Genomic DNA, 26,579 nt, shown 5'->3' on the forward strand with positions numbered 1-26,579 from the left:
TCAGCCGTCGTCGTTCTTGATCGTGACGAGCCCCTGCGCGTCGGCGAGGTTGGCGCCGGCAGCGGGCTTCAGCGTCACGATGAACGCCTCGTCGGGTTCCTTCACGGCATCGCCGACGATCGTGAACGTGATGGTGGCGGTGGTCGCACCGGCCGCGAACGTGATGACGCCCGATTGCGCGCCGGTCACGTCGGTGCCCCAGGTGACGCCGTTGGCGATGAGCGTGTCGACGCTCCAGCCGATCGACAGCGCCGAGCCGGCCTGGTCGCGCGTGACGGTCAGGGTGACCGTCTTGGTGGTGCCGGCCGCGCCCTCGGTGACGGTCGCGTCGGAGATGCGCACCGCCTGCGCCGCGGGCGCCGAGCCCACGTAGGCGTCGTCGTCGGTGCGCAGCCGGTAGTCGGCGGCGGATGCCGTCACGCCGGCCCCGAACGCGAACAGCCCCTGCGCGCCGTCGGCGAGCGGCGAGTTGAACGCGTACGACGCGAGCACCTGCCCCGCCAGGCTCACTGTGACCACGGTGGCCTTCAGCACCACGTCCAGCGCGTAGTCGGTGCCGGCCACGAGCGTCCGGGCGATCACCAGGTCGATCGTGCGCACGCCCTTCGCGACGTGCCCGACGACGACCCGCTGCCCGACGACGTCGATGCCGACGAACTTGTACTCCTTGGCCGAGTACCAGTCGAAGAGGATGCCGGTGAACCCGCTCGCCCGCAGGGTCGCGGTCAGCTGCACGTAGGCGGTGGGCTCGAGCTGCGGCACGCCCGCGTAGGCGCTGCCGGTGGTCGGGATGCCGAGGAGCGTCGTCGCGGTGCCGCCCGCATCGGTCGTGCCCTGCAGGCGGCCGCCGACGGTCGTCCATGTGCCGGTGACGTCCTGGCGGGCGGCGACGGCGGTGCCCTCGAAGAACTCGGTGCGGTCGATCGTGATCTCGGGCGAGATGACGACCAGGTTGATGTTGTCGAACTGTCCCCTGGCCTGGTTCGACCCGAACCCGGTGAGCCCACGGTTGAGCGCGACCTTCTCGCCGCCGATCGTGCGCGGTGCGAAGGTGTAGCTGAACGCGTTCTTGCCGTTGGCCGTGACGGTGACGATGAGCCCGTTGATGACGACGTTGAGGTCGTAGAAGGTGTCAGCCTTGACGCCGCCCTGCACGGTCCCCTGCGCGCGGACCCACCAGCCGGTGGCGGTCCGCTCGCCGATCACCATCTTGTTGATCGACTGGTCGATGCCGGCGAACTTGAAGTCGGTCGGCGAGAAGTAGTCGAAGATGATGTACGCGTTGGCCTTCCAGCCGCCGGTGGGCTTCTGCATCGAGATGCGCGCCGAGACCTCGTAGTACACCGTCTGGTAGGCGTCGGAGTACCAGACCGCCACGGCGTCGCCCTGCGAGTCGGCGGCGGTCACCGTCAGCACGCCCTGCGTGATCGAGAAGGTGCCGGAGTCGGTCAGGAAGCCCTGCAGCGTGCCGTCGTTGAAGTCCGCGCCGCGCACGCTGTCGCGCTTGCCCCCGGGGATGTTGCCCGCCTGCGGGTCGGTCGGGCCGCCCGTCTGGGTCTGCCAGTAGCCGTGGTCCTCCTGGCGGATCAGGCCGAGCTCGCCGAACGGCTCGCCGTTGCGCGCCGGGTCGCTGCCCTCGTCGCTCCAGCGAGTGGGGTCGGCGCCCTGGCTGCGGCTGAGCGCGTACAGGAACTCCGGCAGCGCCGGGTTGTTCTGGCGGCTGACGGTGGCCATGCCGAACGGGGCGAACGGCACGAGGTAGGTGTTGAACTCGCCGACCCAGTCGATCAGGCGGTCGCCCGCGGTGTTGGCGATCAGGATGTCGAGACCGGCGCCGCCGTACGCGCGGTCCTGGTAGCTGGAGTTGACGCCGTCGGGGATGTCGTTCAGCCACGTGTCGCCGTACTGCAGGCACGTGCCGTTGTTGGCCATGTTGACGCAGCCGTTGTGCAGGTTGTCGTCGGTCTGCAGCAGATCGTTGCCCCAGCCGCCCCACAGCGTGTCCATGCCGGTGCCGCCGACCATCCAGTCGTTGCCGAGGTCGCCGAAGATCGCGTCGTCGCCGTCGGTGGGCTGCGTGTTGTAGAGGAACTGGGTGCAGTTGCCCTGGTTGTCGACCGCCACGCAGACCTTGGCGAGGATGTCGCCGAACTTGTCTTCGTTGTTGAGGAAGAACTGGTACGGGAACTGCGCCAGCGGCGTGCTGCCCGTGCAGGTGTGGCCGCTCGGCGTCCACGAGGTGCAGCCCCACGTCTGGCCGCCCGCGTTGAACAGGATCGCGCGCAGCGGGTCGTACTCGTCGTACAGGACGAACTCGCCGAGGCGCATCTCGTTGTGGTTGTTAGAGTGCCACGCGTTGGTGTCGGCGCCGAAGTGTAGCACGTCGCCCGGGTTCCACGGGTGGGCGAAGTCGATGTACTCGAGGCCGACGAGCGCGCCGGTCACCGGGTCGTAGTGCTGGTTGTATCCGGATGCCGCGGTCAGGGGTCCGTTGACGCCGCCGGTCGCGGTCAGGTCGTCGGGGTCGGTGCCGATCGCCTCGGCGCCCGAGATGGCGTCGTCGCCCGCGCCGCCGTGGATCCAGTCGGAGCCCCAGCCGCCGAAGATGATGTCGTCGGAGTTGTTCGCGTCGTACAGCGGCGAGTTGGCGACGTGCTGGTTGCCGGCGTTCACGTCGGGGCCGAGGTTGTAGACCGTGAGGTCGGCGGCCTTGTTGAGCGCGCCCGCAAGGTTGATGGTCGCGGTCTGGCCCTGACCCGGTGTGTAGATGAACTCGTTGAGCACGTTTCCGTTCGAGTACTTGGTGTCGGGGTCGACGGCCAGCAGCGCCGTGATGCCGAACAGGCGCTCGCTGTAGCAGGCGCCCACGCCGCCGGGGACCACGCTGTTGCCGTTGCAGACGGCGCCGGTGAGCGTGATGCCCGTCGAGGCGTTGCGGCTGGTGAAGATCCGGCCGTCGTCGCCGAGGATGCCGTCCTGGCCGGTGCCGCCCGAGATCCAGTCGTTGCCCCAGCCGCCGATGAGGTCGTCGCTCTGCGCGTCGCCGTAGATGATGTCGTGGTCGGCGCCGCCGTAGACGGTGTCGTCGCCGGTCTCGCCGTGCACCTCGTCGCGTCCGCCGGTCTGCCACGGCGAGCCGTTGAACGAGGTGTTGCGCCAGGCACCCAGATCGGTGTTGAGGACGTTCGAGCAGGTCGGCTGGGTCGGCGAGCCGTTGGTGCAGTCGCTGCCGACGCCCAGTCCGAAGTTCTCGGGCTGGAAGTCGGGGCCACCCACCGTGTAGTCCAGCAGCGTGACGCCGCGGACGACGAGTCGCTGCGCGCCGGTTCCCGCGTCGTACTGGAACTTCACGTAGTTGTTGGGTGCCTGCGCCGCGGTGGTCTGACCCGTGCCGATGCCGGCGATGCCGTCCTGGCCGCCGATGCCCACGATGCGGATGATGCGACCGTTGTCGCCGACGATCGTGTCGGCGTCGCGCGCGTCCATGTCGGCTGCAACCGTGCCGCCGGCGAGGGTGCCGCCGGTCGTCGGCGTGCTGGCGTTCGTGCCGCCGGAGGTCTCGTCGTTGATGCCGATGCGCTGACCGGAACCGCCGAAGAGGATGTCTGCGCCGCGGTCGTGGCCGACCGTGTAGTTGTACAGGGTCCTGGTGGGAGTGGCCGTCAGGCCGTCGGGCCGCAGGTCGGGCGTCACGAGGCTGAAGAAGTCGCTCGAGCCGCCGACGATGTCATCCTGGCCGAGGCCGCCGAAGATCACGTCGTTCCCGGCGTTGCCTTCGAGGTAGTCCTCGCCGTCAGTGGCCGCCTCGAACGACGGCACCACCGTGAGCGTGCCCGTGTAGTCGCAGACCATCGCACCGGCCGAGCCGACGCAGCCGAGCGGCGTGCGGCTGGCGCCGACGTGCACGGCCACGCGCGCATCGTCGATCATGCGGCGGTACGCGTCGTCGATGCCGCCGTCGCCCTGCATGACGTCGTCGCCCAGGCCGCCGAACAGCATGTCGTTCGCCTGGCCGCCCGCGAGGTAGTCGTTGCCCCACGTGCCGGCCCACTTGTCGCCCTTGTCGGAGGCGACGTCGTGGTACAGGTTCTTCACGTCGTACTCGGCCCACCACGGCGCGCCGTCGGGGTCGCGGTAGGCCCGCGGGGTGCCGTCGACGAGCAGGGCACCCGAGTTGTTCTCGGAGGGCACCGGGTACAGGCCGTTGCACAGGTTCGTCGGGTCGGTGATGTCGCTGCGGCCGTACAGCAGCGTTCCGCACAGCGCCTGGAACCGCAGGCTCGTCCAGTCGCCGATCGTGCGGAGGAGGTCGACCGCGTCGCCGAACACCAGGTCGTCCGCCTCGTCGCCGTCGGCCATGTCGTGGCCGGCGCCGCCGACGATGACGTCCTGGCCGAGGCCGCCGAAGATCGTGTCGTCGCCGCCCTTGTCCAGACGCACGCTGCGGATCCGCAGCACGGATGCGAGCGCGGTCGTCTGGATCTTCTGCAGGCGGGGGTCGGGCTCGTGGGGGTCGACGACATCCTGGTCGATCGCGCCGTGGTCGCCGAAGATGATGTCGGCGTACGCGTACTCGGGCGACCCGCCGGCGTTGACGGCGTAGGCGCCGAGGCCGAGGCCGGGGGCCCCCTTGCCGTACAGCAGGTCGCGTCCGGGCACCTGCAGATCGTCGACGATGCCGACGATGCCGCCCGGCGCCGGGATGATCGTGGTGCCGTCGGCGATGACGCCCGCCCCGGTCACCGAAGGACGCGGGCTGGTGTTGACGGTGGCGATCTGCAGTGCCCGGGTGAGCACGTCGACGTTGATGCCGGAGTCGCCGTAGATGTGGTCGACGCCGCGCTGGCCACGGATCTCGTCGTCGCCGGAGCCGCCCGCGAGGTGGTCGCCCGCCTGGCTGCCGATGATCAGGTCGCCGCCCAGACCGCCGTAGATCGTCAGGCCCACGGTCGGCAGCAGGTTCGGCGCGACGTCGGCGAACAGGCCCGACGCGTCGATGATGTCGTTGCCGGCGTGGTCGTACGGGTTCGCGAGTCCGAAGACCCATTCGTCATCCTCGTTCTGACCGTCCGGGATGTGGGTGAACGGGTCGAACGGCTTCGGGCCGAACTCCATGCCGAGGGTGTCGCCCGGGTTGCCCGAGTACCAGACGCCGTCCTGCGAGGTGTCACCGTAGATGACCAGCGGCGATCCCGGACCCGCGGTGTGGGTGTCGTCGCAGCGGACCGCATCGTTCTCGACGCCGTCGGCGTCCTTCGCGATCTTGAAGAGCAGCGGGTCGGCGGCGCGGTTGCAGACGGTGATGATGTCTCCGCCGATCAGCAGGCCGCCGCTGCGCGAGGCGTCGAAGCCGGTGACCGTCAGCAGAACGGCATCCCAGATCGCGATGCCCGCCGCGTTCAGGTGCACGCTCGGCGCGAGCGCCGTGTTCGCGAGGGTGAGGGTGCGCCCGTCGCCGCTGATGCCGGCGATCGTGAAGGGACCTGCGAAGCCGCTGATGCGCACCTGCATGCCGGCGCGGAAGCCGTCGGTCCTCCAGCTGCCCGACGCGCGCACGAGGCTCGACGTGTGCACCTCGACGGAGGTGGTGGTCTCGACCTTGAGCGGAGCGACGACGCTGACGTCGGTGCTCGCGGTGCCGGTCGGCAGCACGGTGCCCGCAGGCTCGCCCGCCGGGACCTGCGGCCCGCTCAGGATCATCACCGCGCCGAGGCCGCAGCCCGGGTACGGGTCGGTGATACCCAGGGCGAGGCAGTCGGCGTCGTCGAAGCCGAGGACCATGCGCGTGAACGTCTCGCCGGCCAGCTGGATGTGCTGGAACGCGTGCTGGTACGGGTCGCCGGCGTAGTAGCCGCTGCCGGCGAACCGGCCGTTGAACGTCCAGCTGCCGCCGTCCATCCGGGTGAGGCGCAGGCCGCCGCCGGCGACCGCGGTGCGCGTCATCGGGAACACCGTCTGCATGGCCGAGTTGCCGCCGCCGTGGATGGTGGTGATGCCGCCGTGCGGACCGGGGACGAACACGTTCTGCGACGCGAGCGCCCTGCTCGGGAGCACGTCGCCGCGGTCGAGCGTGAGGGTCTTGCCGTCTGGCGAGATGCCCATGAGACGCCACTGCCCGTCGATGCCTGCGATGCGCACCAGCTGGCCGACGACGAACCCGTCGGCGATGAAGCTGCCGGTCGAGCGGGTGACCGTGCCGCCGGCGGCGCCGCCGGTGATCGTCACCGGCACGGTGACCGTGACCGGCACATCGGATGCCGTCACCATCGCCACGGGCGTCGTCGCGAGCGTGTCGTCGATGAACGCGAGGTACATCACCGTGTTGTCGGTGGTGTCGCCCGGGTTGTCGTCGCCGAAGCCCTTGACGAGGTAGCGGGTGACATGACCGCCCTGGCTGACGACGATCGTCTGGCCCACCAGGAATCCCTGCGCCGTGAAGTCGAACGGTGTCGCGCGCGAGAGGCGGTGCGTCGTTCCTGCCGGGATGCCGGGCCCGGCGCCCTGCGCGGTCACGACGACCGCGCCGATCGCCTTGACCGGCACGTCGGGCTGGAGCGTGCCCTGCACGTCGAGCCGGTCGTTGCCCGAGCCGAGGAACAGGTTGATGACCTCGATCGAGGACTTGCCGGCATCCGTCGAGTAGTTCGTCCCGTCGAACGAAACCGAGCCGAAGCTGATGCCGCCCGGGAAGATCTGCGGCTCGCCGAAGGTCTCGCCCTGTGCTCCGCCGTACGAGGCGCCGAAGTCGAGGTCCTTTGCCATGCCGAGGCCGCGCAGCGTCGTCGACGTCATGACGCCCCAGTTGTTGGCCACGCTGGAGTCGCCGTAGATGTTGAGCACGTCGATCTGCTTGGACTCGGGGGCCTGCGCGGCGATCACGAACAGCGGGCCGTCCTGTTCGCCGGGCAGCTTGAGTCCGAGCTCCAGCGACCGGTCGGCACCGGTGACGCCGCCTTCGACCGCGAGCGGTCCGCGCAGGCGCGTCAGCAGGTGCTGCGTCGCCGGGAAGGTCTTGACGCCCTGGCGGATGAGCGGCTGGTAGTAGCCCGTGTCGCCCTGCAGCTCGATGCGCTGATCGGTCATCCAGTTGGCCGTCGTGAACTGCGCCTGCGCCGCGATGCGGGTGACGGTGACCGGGCCGACGAGGCTGCCGAAGGAGTCGCCCCACAGCGACAGGCCGAACTCGATCTGCTCGTCGTGCGCCGCGTTCGTGCCGCGGATGTTCTGGATCTTGCCGATCGCGCAGTGTCCGAAGCCGTCGCAGACCTTGACCCACTGGCCCTCGACGAACCCGTCGGCCAGCCAGCCGCCGCCGGTGCGCGTGATCCGCCAGCGCAGCACGCTGTCGTCGCCGGCGACCTGGGCGGGGGCCGTGGCGAGCGCGCCGCTCCACTTGCCGCGGTAGGTGAGGACGTTGATCGTCGTGCCGCCCGCCGGCACCGCGCCGCAGTTGAGGGCCGGCGTGACCGTGAACGAGCCTGCCGTCACCGATCCGGCGTTGACCGTGTAGACGCCGGTGCACGCGCCGAAGGTGAGGCGCATGCCGGCGACGATGCCGTCGTCGATGAAGCTGCCGGTGTCGCTGCCGTTCGCGCGGGTGACGGTGCTGCCGGCGAAGGTGAGGAAGCCGAGGAACAGACGCGACGGGATGTCGCCGCCGATCTCGGCGTAGTTCGTCGGGTTGACCGCGACGCCGTTGATCTTCACCACGTCGACGAGTCCGTCGGGCGTGATCGCGATGTTCACGGTGGCCGTGGGCTGCGTCGTGAGTCGGATGAGGTAGTCGTCGTTCGTGCCGCCCTGGACCACGACGGTGTCGGTGCCGGTCGGGATCGTCACGACCTGGGCGGACTCGTCGTCGTACACCAGCACGTCGCTGCGCTGGTTGCCGCTGCGCAGGTTCGGGAACCGGTACGCGTTCGTCGCGTTGGCCTGGCCCCACGTGATGACCGCGGTCGTCGGGTCGCCGGCGTCGGGGTTCGGGCGGGCGATGAGCGTGAGTCGGACCGCGATGTTCCAGTTCGAGTGGTCGAAGGTCAGTTCGTAGTGCGTGCCGCCGTCGGCGTCGATGAACTTGGTCCAGCGCGAGCCCAGCAGCGCCTCGGCGGCCGCGTCGTCGATCTGCAGGAGCTTCTGGCTGTCGGCAACCATCGTGATCTTCACCGTGATCACGAGGCCGCAGGCCGGGTTGGCGACGGGGCACGGGTCCTTGGCGAGCTGCACCAGCACGTCGTCGGTGCGGCGGGTCGCCGGGGTGTCGCCCTCGATGACGACGCCGCGGTCGTCGAGGACCGTGGTCCCGGGCTCGACGTGCGTGACGTAGACGCCCGGCGTGTCGTCGTCGTAGACGCGCACGTTCAGCTGCCGCACCGCCGTGCCGTGGAAGAGCGGGTTGTCGCTGATCACCGAGTGCTGCACCACGACGATGCGGTCGCCTTCGGAGCGGTCGTCGTTGACCGCCCGGATGTACACCCGCTGCGGCGAGCTCCAGTTCGTGCCGTCGAAGGTGAGGACGACCGCGCGTCCTGCCTCGTCGACGATCTGGCCGTTGCGGAAGTAGTGCCGCTGGAAGTCGCTCGCGCTGTTGCACTGGTCGCCGTAGACGGGGCCGGTGTCGACGCAGAGCCAGATCGTGTCGGCCGCGCCGTCCGTGAGCCCGAAGTTCGCCGGGTTGTGGAACGTGTCGCGCGTCTCTTCATCGGGGGATGCCGCAGCCGACACGGTCACGTAGACGTGCTTGTTGACGCCGTTCAGGGTCGGATCCTGGCTGAGCGACACCTCGTAGTACGCGGTCTGGCCGATCGGACCCGCGGCGGACTCGCGCACGCTCGTGGACGTGCCCACCTCGCGGACGACCACGAGCCCCGACGGGCCGGTGGCGAGGTTGTAGGGCACGCCGTCGACGACGATGCCGTCGTAGCGCGGGTCGTTCGAGCGGACGATGTGGTCGACGGCGCCCGAGACGCCTTCGAGCTCACGGGTCACGATGTCGCTCGTGACGTCGCCCGCGACCGAGATCTGGTCGCTGCCCAGCCCGCCGATGACCCGGTAGGCCACGCCGTACGCGGTGGAGAGGACGAAGAACTGGTCGTCGCCTTCGAGGCCGTCGATCTCGAGCACCTCGATGGTCGTGTACTTGACGTTGAGGCCGGCGCCGTAGATCGCCTTGTCGGTGATCACGAAGTCGTCGGCGAACTCGGTGCCGAGGATCACCATCTTGTCGAAGCCGGTGCCGCCGTCCACGTTCACGGGGGCGTTGACGTTGTACTGGACCTCGTCCTCACCACCGCCGGCCCGGATGTCGAGCGGGCGGCTGGTCGAGAAGCCGAGCCCGATGACGGGCACGGCGACGCCGTTCGCGTCGAGCGGGATGGTGTCGTCGAGCCACTTCGTGTTGTCGAGGTCGACGTTGGAGCCCGCGGCGTGGTTGTAGGTGACGTGGGCGTCGGCGTTGTTGCACGTGCCGTCGCCGTTGTTGTCGAAGCGGAAGTACCCGGCGCCGGTGCAGACGGGCGTCGAGAGGTGGGTCACCGGGTGGACCGCGCTGCCGTTGACCTGCGGGAACACGCCGCCCGCCGGACGGAAGTCGACGTCGGCCAGATCGCAGTCGGTGTCGTTGTCGGCGCTGAGGTCGCAGACGGCGGCGATCGCGAAGGCCCGCACGATGAACAGGTCGTTGTCGTCGTCGCCGTTGAGCTGGATCTCGGCCTGGTTCGAGTAGACGACGAACCGGTCGTTGCCGGTGCCGCCGGTCGCGAGCAGCGGGGCGTGCGTGCCGGGGCTCAGCCAGCCGCGCGTCGTCGCGACCAGGGCCGGGAACGTGTCGGACGGCAGGAGCGCGCCGCCGTTGGGTGCCGGGTCGGAGTCGCGCTGGGTGCCGAAGATCTGGCCGATCTGGAACGCGTCGTTGCCGGCGCCGCCGTCGAGGGTCATCGTGGCCTGCGTGTCGTCCACGTAGAACGCGTCGTTGCCGCCGAGGCCGTAGACCGTGATGCGGCCGTTGAGCGCGCGGTCGTAGGTGATCCGCTGCACGAGGGCGCTGGGCGCGCTGGAGGCGTCGCGGTCGCGGTACTGTCCGATGCCGCCGTCCGCGCTCTCGTTGCCGGCCAGCAGGGCGATGAACGCCGGGTGGTCGGCGGTCTCGCTCGGCGAGACGCACGACGCCTGTCCCTGGGCGACCGTGACTCCGAACGGCGACTGGTTGTCGATGCAGGTCAGCGCCCGCAGCAGCCAGATGTCGTCGGCACGGGTTCCGGTGTTGTGCGCCGGGTCGAGGTCGTCGAAGCCGTAGACGGCCAGGTCGTCGACACCCTGGTTCGCCGGCCCCGAGTCGAGCACCTCGATGTTGTAGTTGCGGACGCTGCCGTGGCTGCCGTTGGTGTAGACGGCGTAGTGGTCGCTCTCGCCCTGGCCGTCGAGGTTCAGCACGTGGCCGGCGCCCGTGCCGGCCTGAGCCGGGCTCGTGATGACGTTCATCGACTGCAGGTAGTAGACGGTGATCACGTCTTCGCCGTCGGCGGTGGCCGAGTCGGCCGGAACCGCGGCCGCGTCGTTTCCGTGGACCGTGGTCTTGGAGCCCAGGAAGATGTAGCCCGCGCTGCCCCACGTGATCTTGGTGTTGTCGCGGTCGAGACCGGAGCGGTCGCCGAGCTGGATGACGTCGACGTCGCTGCCGCCCCAGACGTTCGTCTGCCGTCCGGACACGGGGTTCGCCGCCGACGGTGCGCAGGTGCCCATCGGGTCGCCGCCGAAGACGCCGCCGGTCACGACGCAGTCGGCGATGATGCGACCGCGCAGGATCATCGACGTGCCGTACTCGGTGAGCACCGAGCCGGTGTCGGCGTTGCCGTAGTCGCCGCGGATGTCGATCGAGAGGTTCGCGAGGATCTGGCTGTTCTGGTGCAGCGTGACGTCGTCGCCCACGCGGAGTTCGACGCTGCCGGTCTCGGCGAAGATCGTGCCGTGCGCCACCGGGCGCGGGTGGTCGTCGTCCGACGTCGGCGCCCGCAGGTGCGATTCGGCGAACAGGGCGCTGCCCGAGGCGACGAGGTAGAGATCCTCGTCGAGAGCCTGGGTCTCGCGCACCGTGAGACGGATGTCGCCGGTGAAGGAGTGGGCGAGGACGAGACGCAGGTAGGCGTCCGTCTCGGTGTAATAGATGCCGCCCGTGGCCTCGAGCCCGACGTCGTCGCCGGCCTGTGCGAGGCGGGGGTCGGAGAGGTAGGGCGAAGCGGGGTCGTTGCCGCAGTTGAGGTACGTGCACTCGAACGGGGGCGCACGGTTCGAGTCCACCATGACGTCCTTCGACGACAGGCCGATCGTGCCGCCGTTGGCGTCCATGTCGACCGAGTCGCCGCGGACGTTGTCGGTCTGGTCGGCGTTCGGCTTGGCGTTCAGGATGCTGCCGCCCGTGGTCCGCAGGCCGACGTTGCCGGTCGCGAGCGACGAGCTGCCGCCGGTGAAGATCTCCCAGATCGGCATGTCGCCCGTGAGCTCGTCGAGGAAGATGCCCTCGGTGGACCCGCCGGAGATGGTCGCCGCGTGCGTGTCGTACGCCTTCAGCACCCCGCCCGACCCGTTCACGTCGGTGTTGATCTCGAGCCAGTTGTTCGGGATGCCGATGCCGCCCTGCACGCCGGCGACATTGCTCTCGCCCGCGTACATCGTGATGTTGACACCTGTGACGTCGATCGTGGCCCGCCCGTCGGCATCCAGGATCCGCTGCGGCGAGTGGAGGATCACGTCGCCGTTCGTCGAGTGGATGTGCCCGACGAGCATGTCGCCCACGATCTCGGTCGCGGTGATGTCGCCGTTCGTGCGGAGGAAGATCTGCGACACGTTCGACCCCAGCCCCGGGTCGTCCACCGGGCCGGTGTGGCCGGCACCGCCGGTCCAGGCCGAGTCGACGAGCGCGACGATGTGCACCGTCGTGTCGGGGGCGTCGGCGGTGACGGTGTGCGTGGCGCTGTCGATCTGCGTCGTGAAGCAGGTCTTGGGCTCCTCGCCGCCGGTCGTGACGTGGCAGACGTCGATGTCGTCGCCCGCGCGCAGATCGGCGAAGTCGTAGGTCGACTCGATCTCGCCGTCGACATCCGTGCCGAGCGCCCGCAGGATGTGCGCGAGGTCGGGGTCGGACACGTCGGGACGGAAGTGCTTCTCGTACTTGCCCGACCCGGAGCCGCAGGCGCCGCCGGGGCACGGGTTCAGCGGGCTGCCGTCGCTGAGCGCCGGGTTGTACTGGCCGAAGTAGGTGTAGTCGTAGTAGCTCGTGCCGGGGTTGTAGACGTCGACCTCGACGAGCGACAGCGACGAGGTGTCGTCCCCGGCCTTGCTGTCGTTCAGCACGACGTCCACGTCGTCGCCGGCGCGGATGCGGGCGATCGGCACCGTGATCGGGTCGGTCAGCGTCTGGTCGGTGCGACGGAACGCCGTGAGGTCGAGGACCGCGTCCTTGCCGGCATCCACCGTCACGACGATGTCGTGCAGGCAGGGAGCCGGGCCGTAGCCGCCGCCGCAGAACTCGGCCGACGGGTGGATGTACTTGACGAGCTCCACCTCGATCGGGTTGCGCTCGGGGTCGGGGTTCGCGTGCGTCGGGCTCTGGTGGCCGATGTCGCCGTGCGGCGCGTCGAGGTCGAGCACGTTCGTCCGGATGAGCTCGTGCCCGGAGCCCGACAGGATGTCGCCGGACGCGTTGGTGATCTGCGTCGTGCCCAGCGGGTTCTCGATGTAGTCGTCGAGCCGGATGAACGGGTTGCGCGTCGGGCACGAGTACGCGCACGAGTTCTGCAGCAGCACGAGCGTCGGCGGGAACCGGTACAGGATGTCGAAGTCGAACGTCGTGGCCGGCCCGTTCTCATTCAGGCCGGGAGTGTTGGCGCTGGACGCGTCGTTCGGCACGGAGTCGACGCGGATGTCGATGAGCGGCGAGTTCAGCGTGTTCACCACGTCGATGATGTTCGTCACCATGTTGAGGCTCGATGCGTTGAGCAGCTTGACGTAGTCCCACGTCTGCTGGAACTCGAACGTGCCGCCCCGGCCCCAGATGAGACCCGCGTCGGTGGAGCCGTCGGGGCCGCCGAGCCCGCTCAGGTCGTTCGTCAGGAACCGCGCCTGCGCGCCGTGGTCGTAGATGATGTCGTCCACGAAGAAGGTGGTGCCCGTGAGCTGCCCGGTCGTGTGCGTGTTGGTGAAGGGGTCGTCCTGGTAGCAGTGACCCTGGTCGTCGCACACCCGCACGTTGACGATGTTGGTGATGTTGCCGGCGGAGTCCACCTCGAGGATCGGGTTCGGCTCGCCCAGCATGATGACCCGGACCTGCCAGAACGTCTGGCGGGTGAGCGAGGTGGCGCCGTGCGTGTTCGCGTCGCCGAAGTCGAGGAATCCGCGCGAGCGGCTCGCGTCGCGGTTGAAGCTGGAGCCGGACACCCGCTGGTTGACGGCGACCGTCAGGTCGGAGGTCCGGATGACCGAGCCGCTGCGGCCGATGATCTTCGCGGTGGTCACGGCGTCGATCGTCGCGTCGGCGTTCGAGGCGCCGCCGAAGCACGAGCAGCGCGAGTGCGCGTGGGAGATGATCTCCCAGCCGGTGTACTCCGCCTTCAGCTGCGTGGCGACCTGGCCCACGATCTCGGCGGTGGTGTCGAGGACGACCTCGGCGCTCCCCCGGACGATGACGAAGGTCTTCGCGTTCGACCCGGCGCCGAACGCCGAGACGCCCGTGTCGGAGCGCGCCTCGATCTTGATCGGGTCGACGAGTGCGTGGAGCATCACCGAGCGGCCGGTGACCTTGCCGCTGACGGTGGTGCGGGTGATCGCCGACGGATCCCACAGCGTGTTGCCGTCCTTGACCGCGCCCTGCCCGACGTGGATGTCGGTGTAGGTCGAGGCCGAGCCGGCGAACGTCCCGAGGTCGGCGGTGCCCTGCGCGTAGCCGTACAGCTGCGTGTGCGACTCGACGGTCGCCGTGCCGTTGAGCGAGGTCAGCGTGCCCGCGACATCGGCGGTCGTGCTGTAGTCCACGCGCGCGGTCTCGCCGCCCGACCCGCCGGCGAACAGCCCGCCGGACTCGGACGAGGCGATCACGATGGGGTGCAGCGACCCGTTGGCCGAGACGGTCAGACCCTGCGTGGCGGTGATGACGGCGCCCGAGACCACCGAGACCGCGCTGGACAGCCGCACATCGGTCTCGGCCTTCGCGTCGTTCACCGAGATGAGGCCGCCGCTGTCGTTGGACGAGACCGCCTTCGCGTCGGCGTGCCCGTCGGTGGCGATGAGGACGCTCTGCCCCGTGACGTGCGCGCCGTTGCCGACCGTCGTCGTCACGGTTGCGTCGACGTATGCCCACGACGCCGCGGTGCTGACGCTGATGGCGCCGCCGCCGCCGCCGGTCGCGGAGGCCGACACGATCTGGTCGCCGCCGATGGCGCTGAACGGGATCGCCGTGCCGATACCGACGAGCTTCTCGTTCTTGGGTCCGGGGCCCGCGACCGGCGCGATGGCGAAGACCAGCTTCTGCACCGTCGCGCCCTGCCCGGTGAAGTCGATGCCCTCGGTGCGGAACACGTGGCCGCCGCCGGTGAACGAGAACGAGACGCCGTCGATCGAGGTGCCGGTGTGCGTGATCGCGATGGCCGCGCCGCCGAACGACGACGACAGCTGGTAGCCGTTGGCGTCGCATCCGCCGGCCGGGCAGCCGACCACGTAGTAGCCCTGGCCGTCGACGAGTCCGGTGATGGGAGCGTTGTTCGCGGCGGTCAGCGAGTGCACGTCGACCGAGTTCGTGCCGCTGGCCGAGATGGCGATGGGCGTGATGGGTCCGGCGCTGCCGCCGCAGTCGGACGCGAGTCCGGTCGCCTTGCACTTCGTGGCCGCCAGCTGGTAACTCTGCCCGCTCTTGCGGATGACCCAGTAGTACGCGCCGTTGGTGAGCCCGCTGATCGGCGTGCCGGTCGTGAAGTACCGCACGAGCTGCCCGCTCACGAAGCCGATGTCGTCGAACGCGTTGTCGGCCGGGCTCGTGTCGCGCGCGAAGTAGATGTTGTCGGCGTTGGAGCCGGTGGTCGCGACCCACGTGTTGCTGCCCGAGTCCCACTGCTTGTCGACCTGGCCGGAGGTGAACGTCGCGGTCGCCGCCGGCGCGTGGTAGGTGACGTAGTCGCCGTTGTGGAAGCCGCTGGAGCCGCCGATCGTGTGCGTGCCGTTGTCGACGGCGCCTGCTGTCACGGTGTCGGTGGTGGTGGCCGCGCCGATCGCGCGGAGCTTGATCGTGCTGTCGTCGACCTTGTACACCTCGTAGAGCGTGTCGGCCGTGAGGCCGCCGATCGCCGTGCCGCCGTTGACCAGCTGGTAGAGCAGCACGTCGCCGGTGTTCAGGCCGTGCTTGCGGGTGCCGAAGCTGATGGTGTCGTAGACCGTGCTGACGTTGTCGCTGCTGTAGACCACGCCCAGCTGCACGGTGTCGGCGTCGATGACGATGATCGAGTACTGACGGCCCGGGACGAGTCCGGCCACCGTCGGCTGACCCTGCGCGTCATAGGTGACGGTGTCGCCCGTGCCCGAGTTGTGCACCGCGCCGAACGTGATGGTGTGGGCCGTGCCGTCGACGCCGCCCACGGCGTCGAACGTGCCGTCCGATGCGGCCGGCAGCGGCGGGTTGGCGGCGGCCGAGAGCTCGATCGCGCCGCCGGCGATGATCGAGGCGCCGCCGGTGATCGTCGCGGACGAGGTGGGGTTCATCGAGCTCTGCGCGTTGAAGCTCGAGACGTTGAGCACCCCGCCCGTCGCGCTGTAGGTGCTGGCGTCTGCGTCGTACGAGCTGATCGCCTTGGCGCTGATGGCGCCTTCGACGCGGATGACGGATGCCGCGCCCCCGAGAGTGACGCTCACGACGGGGTGGCCTTCTGCCTTGGATGACGAGCTGCCGATCTGGATGAGGCCGCCGCCGATGTTGCGGATGCCGGCTTCGGCCCGGTCGTTGCCCTGCGCGAGGACCGTGAGGCCCTTCGCGCCGTTCGCGCCGTTGACGTTGACGTGGCCGAGCAGGTTCGCGGCCGTCGTGCCGGAGGCCGTCGAGGTCGGGCTCGAGTTCGGCTGGACGTTCACCAGCGCGCCGCCGGTCCGCTTGTAGAACGAGTCCGCGTAGTTGCCCGAGAGAGCCTTGAGCACCACGTTGCCGTTGGGTGCCGCGACCGTCGCGCCCGCCTCGACCTCCGCCTTGACGATGGCCTTCGCGGTGGCGTGGAGGCTCGACGACCCGATCGAGAGGCCGAAGGCGAACGTGGTCTGGATGACCGAGGCGTCGGCCATGTTGTCGGTGAGGAACTTCGTGCCGTCGAAGTTGTGCCAGGCCTGGATCGTGACGTTGCCGCCCGTGCTCTTGACCGATCCGCTGCCGACGACGGCCGTGCGCACGTCGGATTCGTCAGTGGCCGTGATCGTGCCGAAGCTCGCCGAGACGAAGCCCGAGAGCGACAGTGCGCGGTACACGGCGGTCGCCGCCGTCCGCACGTCGCTGCGGATGTCGATGGCGTTCGCCGCGGTGAGCGTGCCGCCCACCAGGGCGCGGGCGGTCGGTCCCACCGTCGAGGTCTGCGTGCCGTTCGTCGCGCCGGCGAGGGCGCCGCCGCCGACGGCGCGCCCCTCGGTGAGCGCCGTGGCGTTCACGAAGGTGAGGACGTTGGCCGACCCGATCGTTCCCGAGAGGCCGTTGAATTCGGCGGTCACGCTTCCGGCGCTGGTGGCGTAGCCGTCGACCATGCCGACGCCGATGCCGACAGCGGCGGCGAGCGAGTATGCGTCGACCTGCGCGTCGCCGAGCGACCGGGCGATGACCCACAGCGCGCCGGTCGCCGAGACCGTGGTGCCGGATCCGATCGCCGCCCGCACCGTCGGCGAGTTGATCGCGTGCCCTTCGGCGCCCGTCACGCTGCCGAGCAGCGATGCCCCGCCGAGCGAGGCCCGCGCGAAGGCGGGTGCCACCACGGTGGGCGCGTTGTCGCCGAGAACCGTGTTGTAGGTGTAGGTCGGACGGATCGCGGCGCCTGCGGCATCGGTGTTGCTGCGTGCCCGGACGGTGACGCTCGCGCCGCTGAGCACGCCGCCCGAGACGGTGTAGGCGCGGATGGTCGGCCGCAGGTCGGCCTTGGTGGTGGTCTGGCCGACGGCGAACCCGAGTCCGCCGTTGAACCCGACGGCGTCGGCGATCGCGGTCGTCACGGCCGCGGCGTCGAAGAGGATGCCGCCGCCGCCGTTCGCGCGCAGCTCGGCGCGGTCGCCGAGGTAGGCGAGGGCGGTCGCCGTGTTCGTCGCGGTGCCCTGGATGTACGAGCCCGCCGCCAGCACGCCGAATCCTGCGGCGACCGCCATGACGTACACGTGCGACGTGTAGTCGGTGGCGACCGTGATCCCGCCGGCGCCCGACGTCGTGACGCTCGCCGGGTCGGCCGCGTCCGCGGCCGTGGCGCTGTCCGCCGGTCCCACCCAGCTGGCGACGGTGGTGGAGTCGGTGGTGTTCATCGCGACGAGCGTGCCGCCGAGCAGCGAGACCCCGACCGTCGTGCTGGAAGCCACCGGGGTGCTGGTGCCGCCGGCCGTCATAGACACGGAGCCGGCCGTCACGTCGGCGCGGTCGTCGATGTGGGTCGACACGGTGCCCGTCGTCGTCGCCTCCAGGGTGATGCCCGACAGCGAGATCGGCGACACCTGCACGCTGCTGCCTGTCGCGCTCGCGTTGGCCGTGCGGGTCGCGGTCAGCGTCGCCGCCCCCGAGCCCAGCGACACCGTCTCGTCGAAGCCGATGAAGGCCTCGGTCGTCCCGGCGACGGTCGCGATCGGGTTGCTCACCAGCACGTTGGCCAGCAGGCTGATGCCGACCATCTTCGCCTCGGCCGTGGCATCCGGCGTCGCGATGGCGCTGAGGGTGAGCGACCCCGCGGTGACCGTCTTGCTCGTGCCGACGAACGCCCGCGTGATGCCGGTCGACCGGGCCTCGGGCCGCAGCAGCGAGACCGACAGGCCGCCGCCCGAAAGGCCGCCGACGTACGCCTGCGCGTCGTCGTCGGACGTCGCCGTGACGGTGACCGAACCGCCGCCGACGTTGGCGCCGCCCAGACCGGCCTCGGTGGTGGCCGTCACCTCGCCCAGCGCGTAGGCGATGATGACGCCGATCAGCGTGATCGCGATCAGCTCGGAGGCATCGGCGGTCGCGGTGTTGTGAGAGTTCGCGACGGCCGACGCGGACGAGGCGCCCGCCACCTGTCCGGCGTAGACGGCGCCGGTGCGGCCGCTGACCCGCGCCAGCGGCAGCTGCACGATGATGGCGACACCGCCGATGGTGGGGGCGTTCGAGGTCGACTCGGCCGTGTACGTCGAGTCGGCGGTCACGGTGAACAGGCCGCCCGTCGTGGCCACGCTGCCCGCCGCGTCGCCGCCTGCCACGGTGTCGGCCGACACGGTCGCCGTCGTGGCGATGCCGGTGAGCGTGCCGAGCCCGGCGGCGACGAAGAGGCTGTCGGCGTCGGCGTGCATCGTGGCGTCGGCGTCGAGCGTGATGGAGCCGGAGCCGGCGATCGCACCGTTGAGGAGGGCGCGCACCGAGCCCGAGACCGTCGCCTCGATGACGACGATGCCCGCGGCGATGCCGCCGAGGGCGAAGCCCTTGAGGGTGCTGCGCGCGAGGTTCTGCTCGCCGCCGAAGGTCGACAGCAGCGCCTTCACCGTCACGGCGCCCGAGACGTTCACCGACGCGGTGGAGCCGATGACGGCCAGCGTCTCGCCCGACACGATCGCCCGCGAGCTGACGCCCGTGCCGCTGAGCCCGGCCGAGATCGTGAGCACCTTGGTGTCGGCGACCGCCTGGTTGCCGCCCTGGGCCTGTACGAACAGGCTGCCCGTCTTGGTCGGCGTCGACAGGATGTCGCCGTCGAAGCGTGCGGTGGTCGCGCCGGCCACCTCGGCCAGCGTGATCTGCACCGCCACGGCCGCGCCGATCCCGGCGCCCACCGCGAGGGTGCTGGAGGTCGCCCGGTTGGCCGACGTCGCCTGGACGGTGACGGGGTCGCCGGGTGCGCTGACGATCGAGCCGGCCTTCACTTCGGCGGTCGTGGCGGCGGCGGCGGTGATCTCGGCGGTCGAGACGTTGACGGCCGCGCCCGCGATCCCGCCGATGGCGACCAGCACGACCTCGCTGGTCGCACGGTTGGCGCTGGTGGCGCTGACGCTGACGCCCGCGTTGCCGGTGACGTCACCCTCGACCGAGGCGGTGGTCGCGCCCGCCACCGTCGCGGTCGGCACCGAGACGGCGGCGCCGCCGAGCAGCCCGCCGCCGGCGAGGTCGGTGTGGACCTCGGCCGTGTTGGCCGACGTCGCGCCGAAGGCGACGGTGCCCGAGCTGGAGATGAGCTGGTCGTTGTTCGCATCGGCCGATGTCGCCGCGACCACCGCGGCGGCCGTCACGACCGCGGTCAGCACGTTGACGCCGATGCCGGCGCCGAGCGAGCCGGCGACGAGCAGCACCTTGGCCTGCGCGAAGTTCTGTCCGTTCGCCGTCACCTGCACCGAGGCCGACGAGACGACGTCGCCGTCGAGGGCGGCGATGAGCGCGCTGCCCAGACGCGCGTCGGCGATGACGACGGCGCCCGAGAACGCCATGCTCACCTGGATGCTGTTGACGAGTGCGATCGCCTCGTTGCGCCCCGGCTGCGTCGCGCTGACCACGACGGCGCCGGTGGCGGTTATGGATGCCGGTCCCGTGACCCGTGCGGCGACCTCTGCGCCGTCGGTGACGACGGCGATGGCGACCGAGGCGTTGAAGGCGGCGCCGCCGACGCCGACCACGTCGACCTGCGCGGAGGCCTGCTGGCGGCCCGTGGCGCTGACGGTGACGTCGTTGGCCGAGACGGAGCCGCTAAGACGGGCGGTGGTGTGTCCCGACACGGTCGCGATCGGCACCATGGCGGTGATGGCGGCTCCACCCACCGACACGCCGGGGGTGTACGCGCGCACGGCGTTGGTGGCGGATGCCGTCACGCTCACCTCGGCGGTCGGCACCGCGGTCAGGTTCAGGCTGCCGCCGAGCTCGGCCTCGGTGTCGCGGTCGCTGGTGGCGACCAGCACGGTGACGCCGACGGCGAGCGCGCCGGTGGACACGTTGACGGCCAGCGGCGCGATCGTGTTGCGCTCGGCCGACGCCGCGACGGTCACGTCGCCGTCGACGGTGCCGGTGGCGAAGGATTCGGCCCGCGTGATGCCGGAGTAGGTGATGACGGCGACGACGCCGCTGAGGCCGACGGCGATGCCGCCCGCGACGCCGATGGAGAGCACCGTCGGCACGAAGCGGTCGGAGGCGCGCACCTCGAGTCCGCCGATGTGATCCAGGACGACGGCGCCGACCTTGGCCTGTGCGTCCCCGTCGATCGTGATGACCGCGACCGAGACGCCCGCCGCGCCGGCGCCGAGGGTGACGCCGATCGCGTAGACGGCGACCTCGCGGTCGGCCCGCGCGCTCACGTGCAGGCCGCTGCCCGCCCCGTCGATGAACGACCCCGTGTCGACGTGCGCGGTCTGATCCGCGTGGTCGTTGAGGACGGCGACCTGTCCGGCGATCGCGATGAAGCCTGCCGCGCCGGCGACGCCGATCTGCGTGGTCCTCTCGGTCGCGAGGGCCGTCACATCGACCCGGCCGGCTGCGTCGACGTGCGCCCCGCTGTAGATGCCCGCATCGGTGTTGAGGCCGATGGTGAGGACCGTGACGCCGGCTCCGATCGCTCCCGCGCCGCCGGCGACGGCACCCGCGAGGGCGAAGACGACGAGTTCGTCGGTCGCGACGACGCTGACGTCGGCGAGCTGCGAGTGGACGCTGCCGTAGATGCCGGCGGAGGTTCCCGACGGCGGTGCCGGCTGGGTGAAGCGCTGTGCTGTCGGCGACGTCTGGTTCGACGAGCCGCCGACGGCGGTGCTCGTGCCGGCCATCGTGCCGTAGACCGTGTTCTGGTACGGCGTCGTCCCCGATCCGGACGGCGCGTCGCCGAGGATCGACTTCCAGCCGCCGGTGCCGCCGCCGGCGACCACCGTGTCGGCGTCGCCCTGCGAGCTCTGGCCGCTGCCGTAGTCCGTCGGGTCGGTGTCGTCGATCGCACCCCAGTCGGCGGGCGACGTGTTCGGCTGCGCGCCCTTGCTGACGCGCTTGGCGGCGTACCGCTGCCCGCTGAAGGTGACGACGTCGCCGGTGTTGTACGAGACCGTCCCGCTCCACGCGCCGCGGTCGGGTCCGTTTCCGTCGCTCGAGTACGACGCCGTCGGCTGGGTGCCGATCGACCACACCGACACGGCTCCGGCAGCGCCGACGAATCCGGCGCCGACGCTCATCGCGTACGACTGCACGTGCTTGATGCCCAGGGCGTTCACGGCGACGTCGCCCTTCGCCCAGACATCGGTCCCGGTGGCGAGGTAGGCGGTCACGCCGATGCTCGCGACGCCGATGTCGACGCCGCCGGCCGCGCCGACGAATCCGCCGGCCGCGCCGCCCGCGAAGGTGACCGAGTCGAAGCGGTCGGCTGCCGTGACCGACACGCCCTGCTGGCTGGATGCCGCCGACACCGCACCGCCGGCGTTGACGGTCGTACCGAGATCGATGTACGCCTGCGTCACGACGGTGAAGATGTTGACGCCGACGTTCGCGGTGACGCCGACGAAGCCGGCGCCCACGCCGGCGACGAGGCCGAACAGGCTCTCGCGCGAGATCGCCTGGACCGCCAGGCCGTGGAACTCGCCCAGGAAGGCGAAGTCCCCGCCCGAGAGGAGCCCGTTGCTGACGCCGCCGAGCCCCGCGGCGCCGTTGCCGCCGACGACGAGGGTGCCGTTCTGTCCGAGGTAGGCCTTCGTGGTCTTGTCGACGACCGCCACGCCGACGCCCACGCCGACGCCGACGTAGCCGGCGGCGACCGACGCGGTCACGAGGATCAGGCGGTCGTCCGACCGGGCGAAGACCCCGATGTCGCCCGCGGCGCGCAGCACGACGTTGCTGCCGGTGCGGGCGATGGTCGATGTCGTCACCACGGTGACGCCCACCGTGCCCGCGACACCCACGGTGCCGCCTCCGGCGGCCGCGTTGACCGAGACGACGTCCAGCCGCGAGTCGGCGACGATCACGATGTCGTCGCGCGCGTTCACGACGGCACCGCCGCGGATCTCGGCGGTGGTGGTGAGGTCGATCACCCGGACGGCAGCCGAGGCCCCGACACCGGCCGTGCCGCCGATCGCGAGGGCGGCGGCGAGCCCGAGGGTGCGGAACGAGCTGGATGCCGACACCAGGACCGACTGAGCGGTCCCGGCCGAGGCCGGATCGTTGACGCTGCACGCGACGTCGCCGCAGTTGATCCGGGCTCCCGTGCCGATCCACGATTCGACGTGGACGGTGGCGACCGAGACCGAGCCCGAGAGTGTGACCGCCGCAGTGCCCGACCCGCCCGCCGAGATGCCGATGCCGGCGAGGTACGTGCTGTCGGTCGCGGTGACGGCGACGCCTGCGAATCCCGTCTTGACGGGGGCGGAGGTCGACTGCGGACCGAGGGCCGAGGCATCCGCCGCCGGCAGGTCGCCCGAGGCGACGATGCTGTGGGAGCGGCCGCTGCCGGTCGAGCTGAAGACGATCGGGACGATCGGGCCGGCGACGCCGTTGCAGTCATCGGCGAGGCCGGTGGCCTCGCACTGGGTGCGGGCGATCTGGAAGTGGTTCGGGTCGGCGTTGACGACGTAGTAGGTCGCGCCGTCCTCGAGGCCGCCGATCGGGGTGCCGCCGCCGGCGCTGTAGATGACCGGATCGCCGACGTTCACGGTGAGGTCGTAAGGGAGGACGAGGTAGTCGGTGCCGACCGCGTACTGGGCGGTGAACCGCGGCGACACGTCCGAGGGGAGGCCGGGCTGGGTGGTGGGCACGAACCGCTGGTTCTCGCCCATCTTGACGCCGGCGGGGAGGCTGAGGCCGCCGAGGAGGTGGCCGGGTGCGCAGGTGTACTCATCGGATCCCGGGCTCACCGGGGGTCCACGCATCGTGCACAGCTTGATGGCGGTGCTCGACACCGGGATCGCGAAGTACGTCGCGCCGTCGGTCAGCCCCGTGATCGCCGCGCCGCCGCCGGCGTCGTACACGACCATCTGCCCGGACTTGAAGCCGTGCTGGTATCCGAGGTTGATGGTGGCGCCGTCCGCCTGCAGACCGCTGCCGTTGATCGGGCTGTGCGGGTACGGCGTCGGGTAGCCGCCCAGCGTTCCACGCGGGTCGAAGCGGGTGTCGGTCCCGTGCGGGTCGAACGATCCCGACGCCACGGTGGTGTGCGTCATGTGCCCGGCGAGCGCGCGAGAGGTGACGCGGGCGCCGTCGCCGATCCACGACTGCGTGGTCTTGGTCACCACCGGCACGGCGACGCCGGCGCCGACGGCCGCGGTGCCCGACACCGAGATGTTGCCGGCGATCGTGAAGAGGGTGAAGTCGTCCGCGGCGGCCACGATGACGTTGCCGCCGGCCGTGACGTTCGCGGATGCGCCGATCCACGCCTTCGTCGTGACCGTGACCACCGGCACTGCGGCGTTGACGGTCACCGCGGCGGTGCCGCCGACGGATCCGCCCGCCGAGATCGAGTCGATCTGCTCGGACGACGTGGCGCTGACCACGACGTCGCCGTTCGCGTTGACGGTCGCACCGGCGCCGATGCTCGCCTGCGTGGTCTTGTTCACGACCTCGACGTCGACGCCGACGCCGACGCCCGCGGTGCCGCCGACGGCGAGGACGCCGGCGAGCGAGAGGACCGTCGTCTCGTCGGATGCCTCGACCACCACGTCCTGCGTGAGGCTCGGGTTGGCGTTGGTGCACGAGACACCCACGCAGTTCACCTTCGCGCCGCCGCCGATGCTCGCGGTGGTGGTGTCGGTCAGGACGTTGACCGTGACCGACCCGCCCACGCCGACCGAGTTGCCGCCGGCGCCGCCGACCGCGAAGAGCAGGAAGTCGCCGGACTGCTCCGCCTTGACGAGGGTGTCTCCGGCGGCCTGCACGTCGGCGCCGTCGCCGATCTGCGCCGTGACGTCGTCGTCGCGGACGTTGACCGTCACCGACGCGCCGACGCCCGAGCCGCTGCCCGAGACGGCGATGTTGCCGCTGGAGAGCTTCGCGACGACGTCCTTCTTCGCGTGCACCGTGAGGTCGCCGTTCGTGCGGACCGTCGACTGGCCGATCCGGGCGAGCGTCTGCGGGTCGCTGCCGCCCTGGTTGGCGACGATCACGAGGACGGCACCGGTCGCGGCGACGCTGCCGCTGATCGTCACGCCGCCCGACACCGCGAGCACGAACCAGTCCTCGTGCGAGGTCGCCTCGACCTCGACGTCTCCGCCGGCACGGACGACCGCCTGGTCGCCGATCCACGCGCGGACGTCGGAGTTCGAGATCTCGACGGCGACCGTGATGCCGACGCTCGACGAGTCGAGGCTGAGCGACAGCGCGCCGGCGGCGTCGACGACGGTGATCGAGTCGCTCGCCGCGACGGTGACGGTCTGCCCGCTGCCGCCCACGGCGCCCGTCTGGTTCAGCTGCGCGCCGTTCGCGATCCATGCGCGGGTCTGCAGGTTGAAGATGTTCACGATGAAGGCGCCGGTGACCGCCGTACCCTGCGTGGCCCCGCCGGCGATCGCGATGTTGCTCACTGCCGGGATGTCGACCTTGCCCTTCACGGGCTCGGGAAGATCGGGGACGATCGGGTCGAGGGTGGTCGTCGCGGTGAGGGAGGTGGCGCCCGACGCGTCGACGTGCGTCGGCGAGCCGACGGTCGAGTCGATCCAGGCCCGCGTGTTGATCTCGAGGTAGTTGACCAGGAACGCCCCTCCGACGGCGGCATCCGACCCGGTGCTGAGCGCCCCCGAGATGGCGAGGTTCTGCAGCCGCATGGGCTGCGTCGCGGTCACGGCCACTCCCCCGGCCGGTGCATCCAGTTCCGCGCCGACGCCCACCGAGGCCTCGGTCGTCAGCAGCAGGATCTGCACGGCCGCGCTGCCGGCGACCGAGGTGTTCTTGCCGCCCGCCGCGGCGAAGGACCACACGATGAAGTCGTTGTGCGTGCCGGCGGGTGCTACGGCGGCGACCGTCACGCCGGTCTGGCCGGTCGCGTGCGCGCCGGCGCCGATGGTTGCGCGGTTGGTGGCGTCCTGCACGTTGAGTCCGATGGTGGCGCCGACGCGGGTGCCGCCGTGGGTCACGTCGATCGCCGTGCCGAGGGCGAAGACGTACGCGCGCTGCGCGAAGAGCGACCGCACGACGAGTTCGCCGGCCGTCGCGGTGACGGTGACGTTCGCGGCGATGCGGGCGGTCGAGGTCGCCACGAGCCAGTTGACCCCGATCGCCGCAGCGACCGCCGTGGTGTCGCTGCTGCCGCTGCCGGACTGGCCCGACTGCGCGGACTGCTGCTGGTTCGCGCCGTTGCCGCCGTTGGTGCCGTTCGTGCCGCCGTTCGAGGACGGCATGCCGGCGGTGTCGTCGCGCGTGCCCGCCGTGTTCGGGTTCTTGTCGCCGTTGACGGCCTCGCCCGACTTCTGGTCGCCCGACTGGGTCTCGCTGGAGCTCGCGCCCTCTGCCGAGGCCTCGACCTTCGCCTCGGTGAAGGCCAGCGAGTCGGCGACGACCGAGACCGCCGTGGCGGAGGCGTTGCGCGCGATCTCGGCGAGCGTGTCCCATCCGACGACGGCGTTCACGGCGATGATCGCGCCGACCGCGGCGCTCTTGCCGGCGGCCTTCGCGTTGCCGTCGGTGCGGATGCGCAGCTGGTGGGTCGCCGTGACGCTGAGCGGCCCGGTGACGCCGGTGTCACCGCCCGTCCCCAGCCGAGCGGTGACGTCGTCGTCGACGCTGATCACGAGGGCGACGACGGGCGCGATCGCGGCCGCGCCTGTCGACTCGGCGCCGCCCTCGGCCTTCGTGATGAACTCCCGGAATCCGAACGCCGTGATGGCCAGCCCGGTCCCGCCGGTCAGCGCCGCACCGTTCTCGACCTCGGCGCGCACATCGCTGCCGTCGACGACCTGAAGCGTGAACACGGCGCCGATGCCGGTCGCCTTGCCCTGGTTGGCCTGCGAGGTCGCGGTCGCGGCATCCCGTTCGTTGCTCTCTGCGGAGATCGTGGATGCCGCCGACGACAGCGTGACCGTCGCCGCGGTCGGGACGACCGCCTCGGTCTGGTTGCCGAGGATGTTGATGGCGATGGCCCCGGCGACGCCGACGCTGTCGGACTTGCTGGCGCCGGCGCGGGCGATCGAGGTGATCTCGTGCTCGAACAGGCGGAACAGGTCGTCGTCGGCGGGCGAAGCGGGCAGCCGGTCGCCCGAGCCGACGGTGACGGACTGCAGCTCCCACTCGTGGCTGCCGTTGCGCTTGTAGAAGCCCGGAGCGTGGGTGCCGTCCTGTGCCGTGAGCTGGAACCAGTCGCCCTCCTCGATCTCGTCCTTGGGCAGGTCGTCCTTCTTGGCGTAGACCGCCGCGGTCTGGAACACCCAGTCCGAGCCGTCGTACTTCCACACCGAGTTGCCCGGGTGGCCGT

1 protein-coding gene (running past one end of the window) is annotated in these 26,579 nt (G+C 70.7%); it reads right to left on the reverse strand.

The window, feature by feature from the left end:
- Positions 1-26,579: the 3' portion of a hypothetical protein gene (locus ACTHNQ_RS01630; RefSeq protein WP_440330700.1), read on the reverse strand. Its footprint extends 4,903 nt past the window's final position; 26,579 of the gene's 31,482 nt are visible here — the last part of the coding sequence; its start codon lies beyond the right edge, outside the window; its stop codon occupies positions 1-3.

Source organism: Microbacterium sp. (genome assembly GCF_051953575.1).
Lineage (GTDB): Bacteria > Actinomycetota > Actinomycetes > Actinomycetales > Microbacteriaceae > Microbacterium.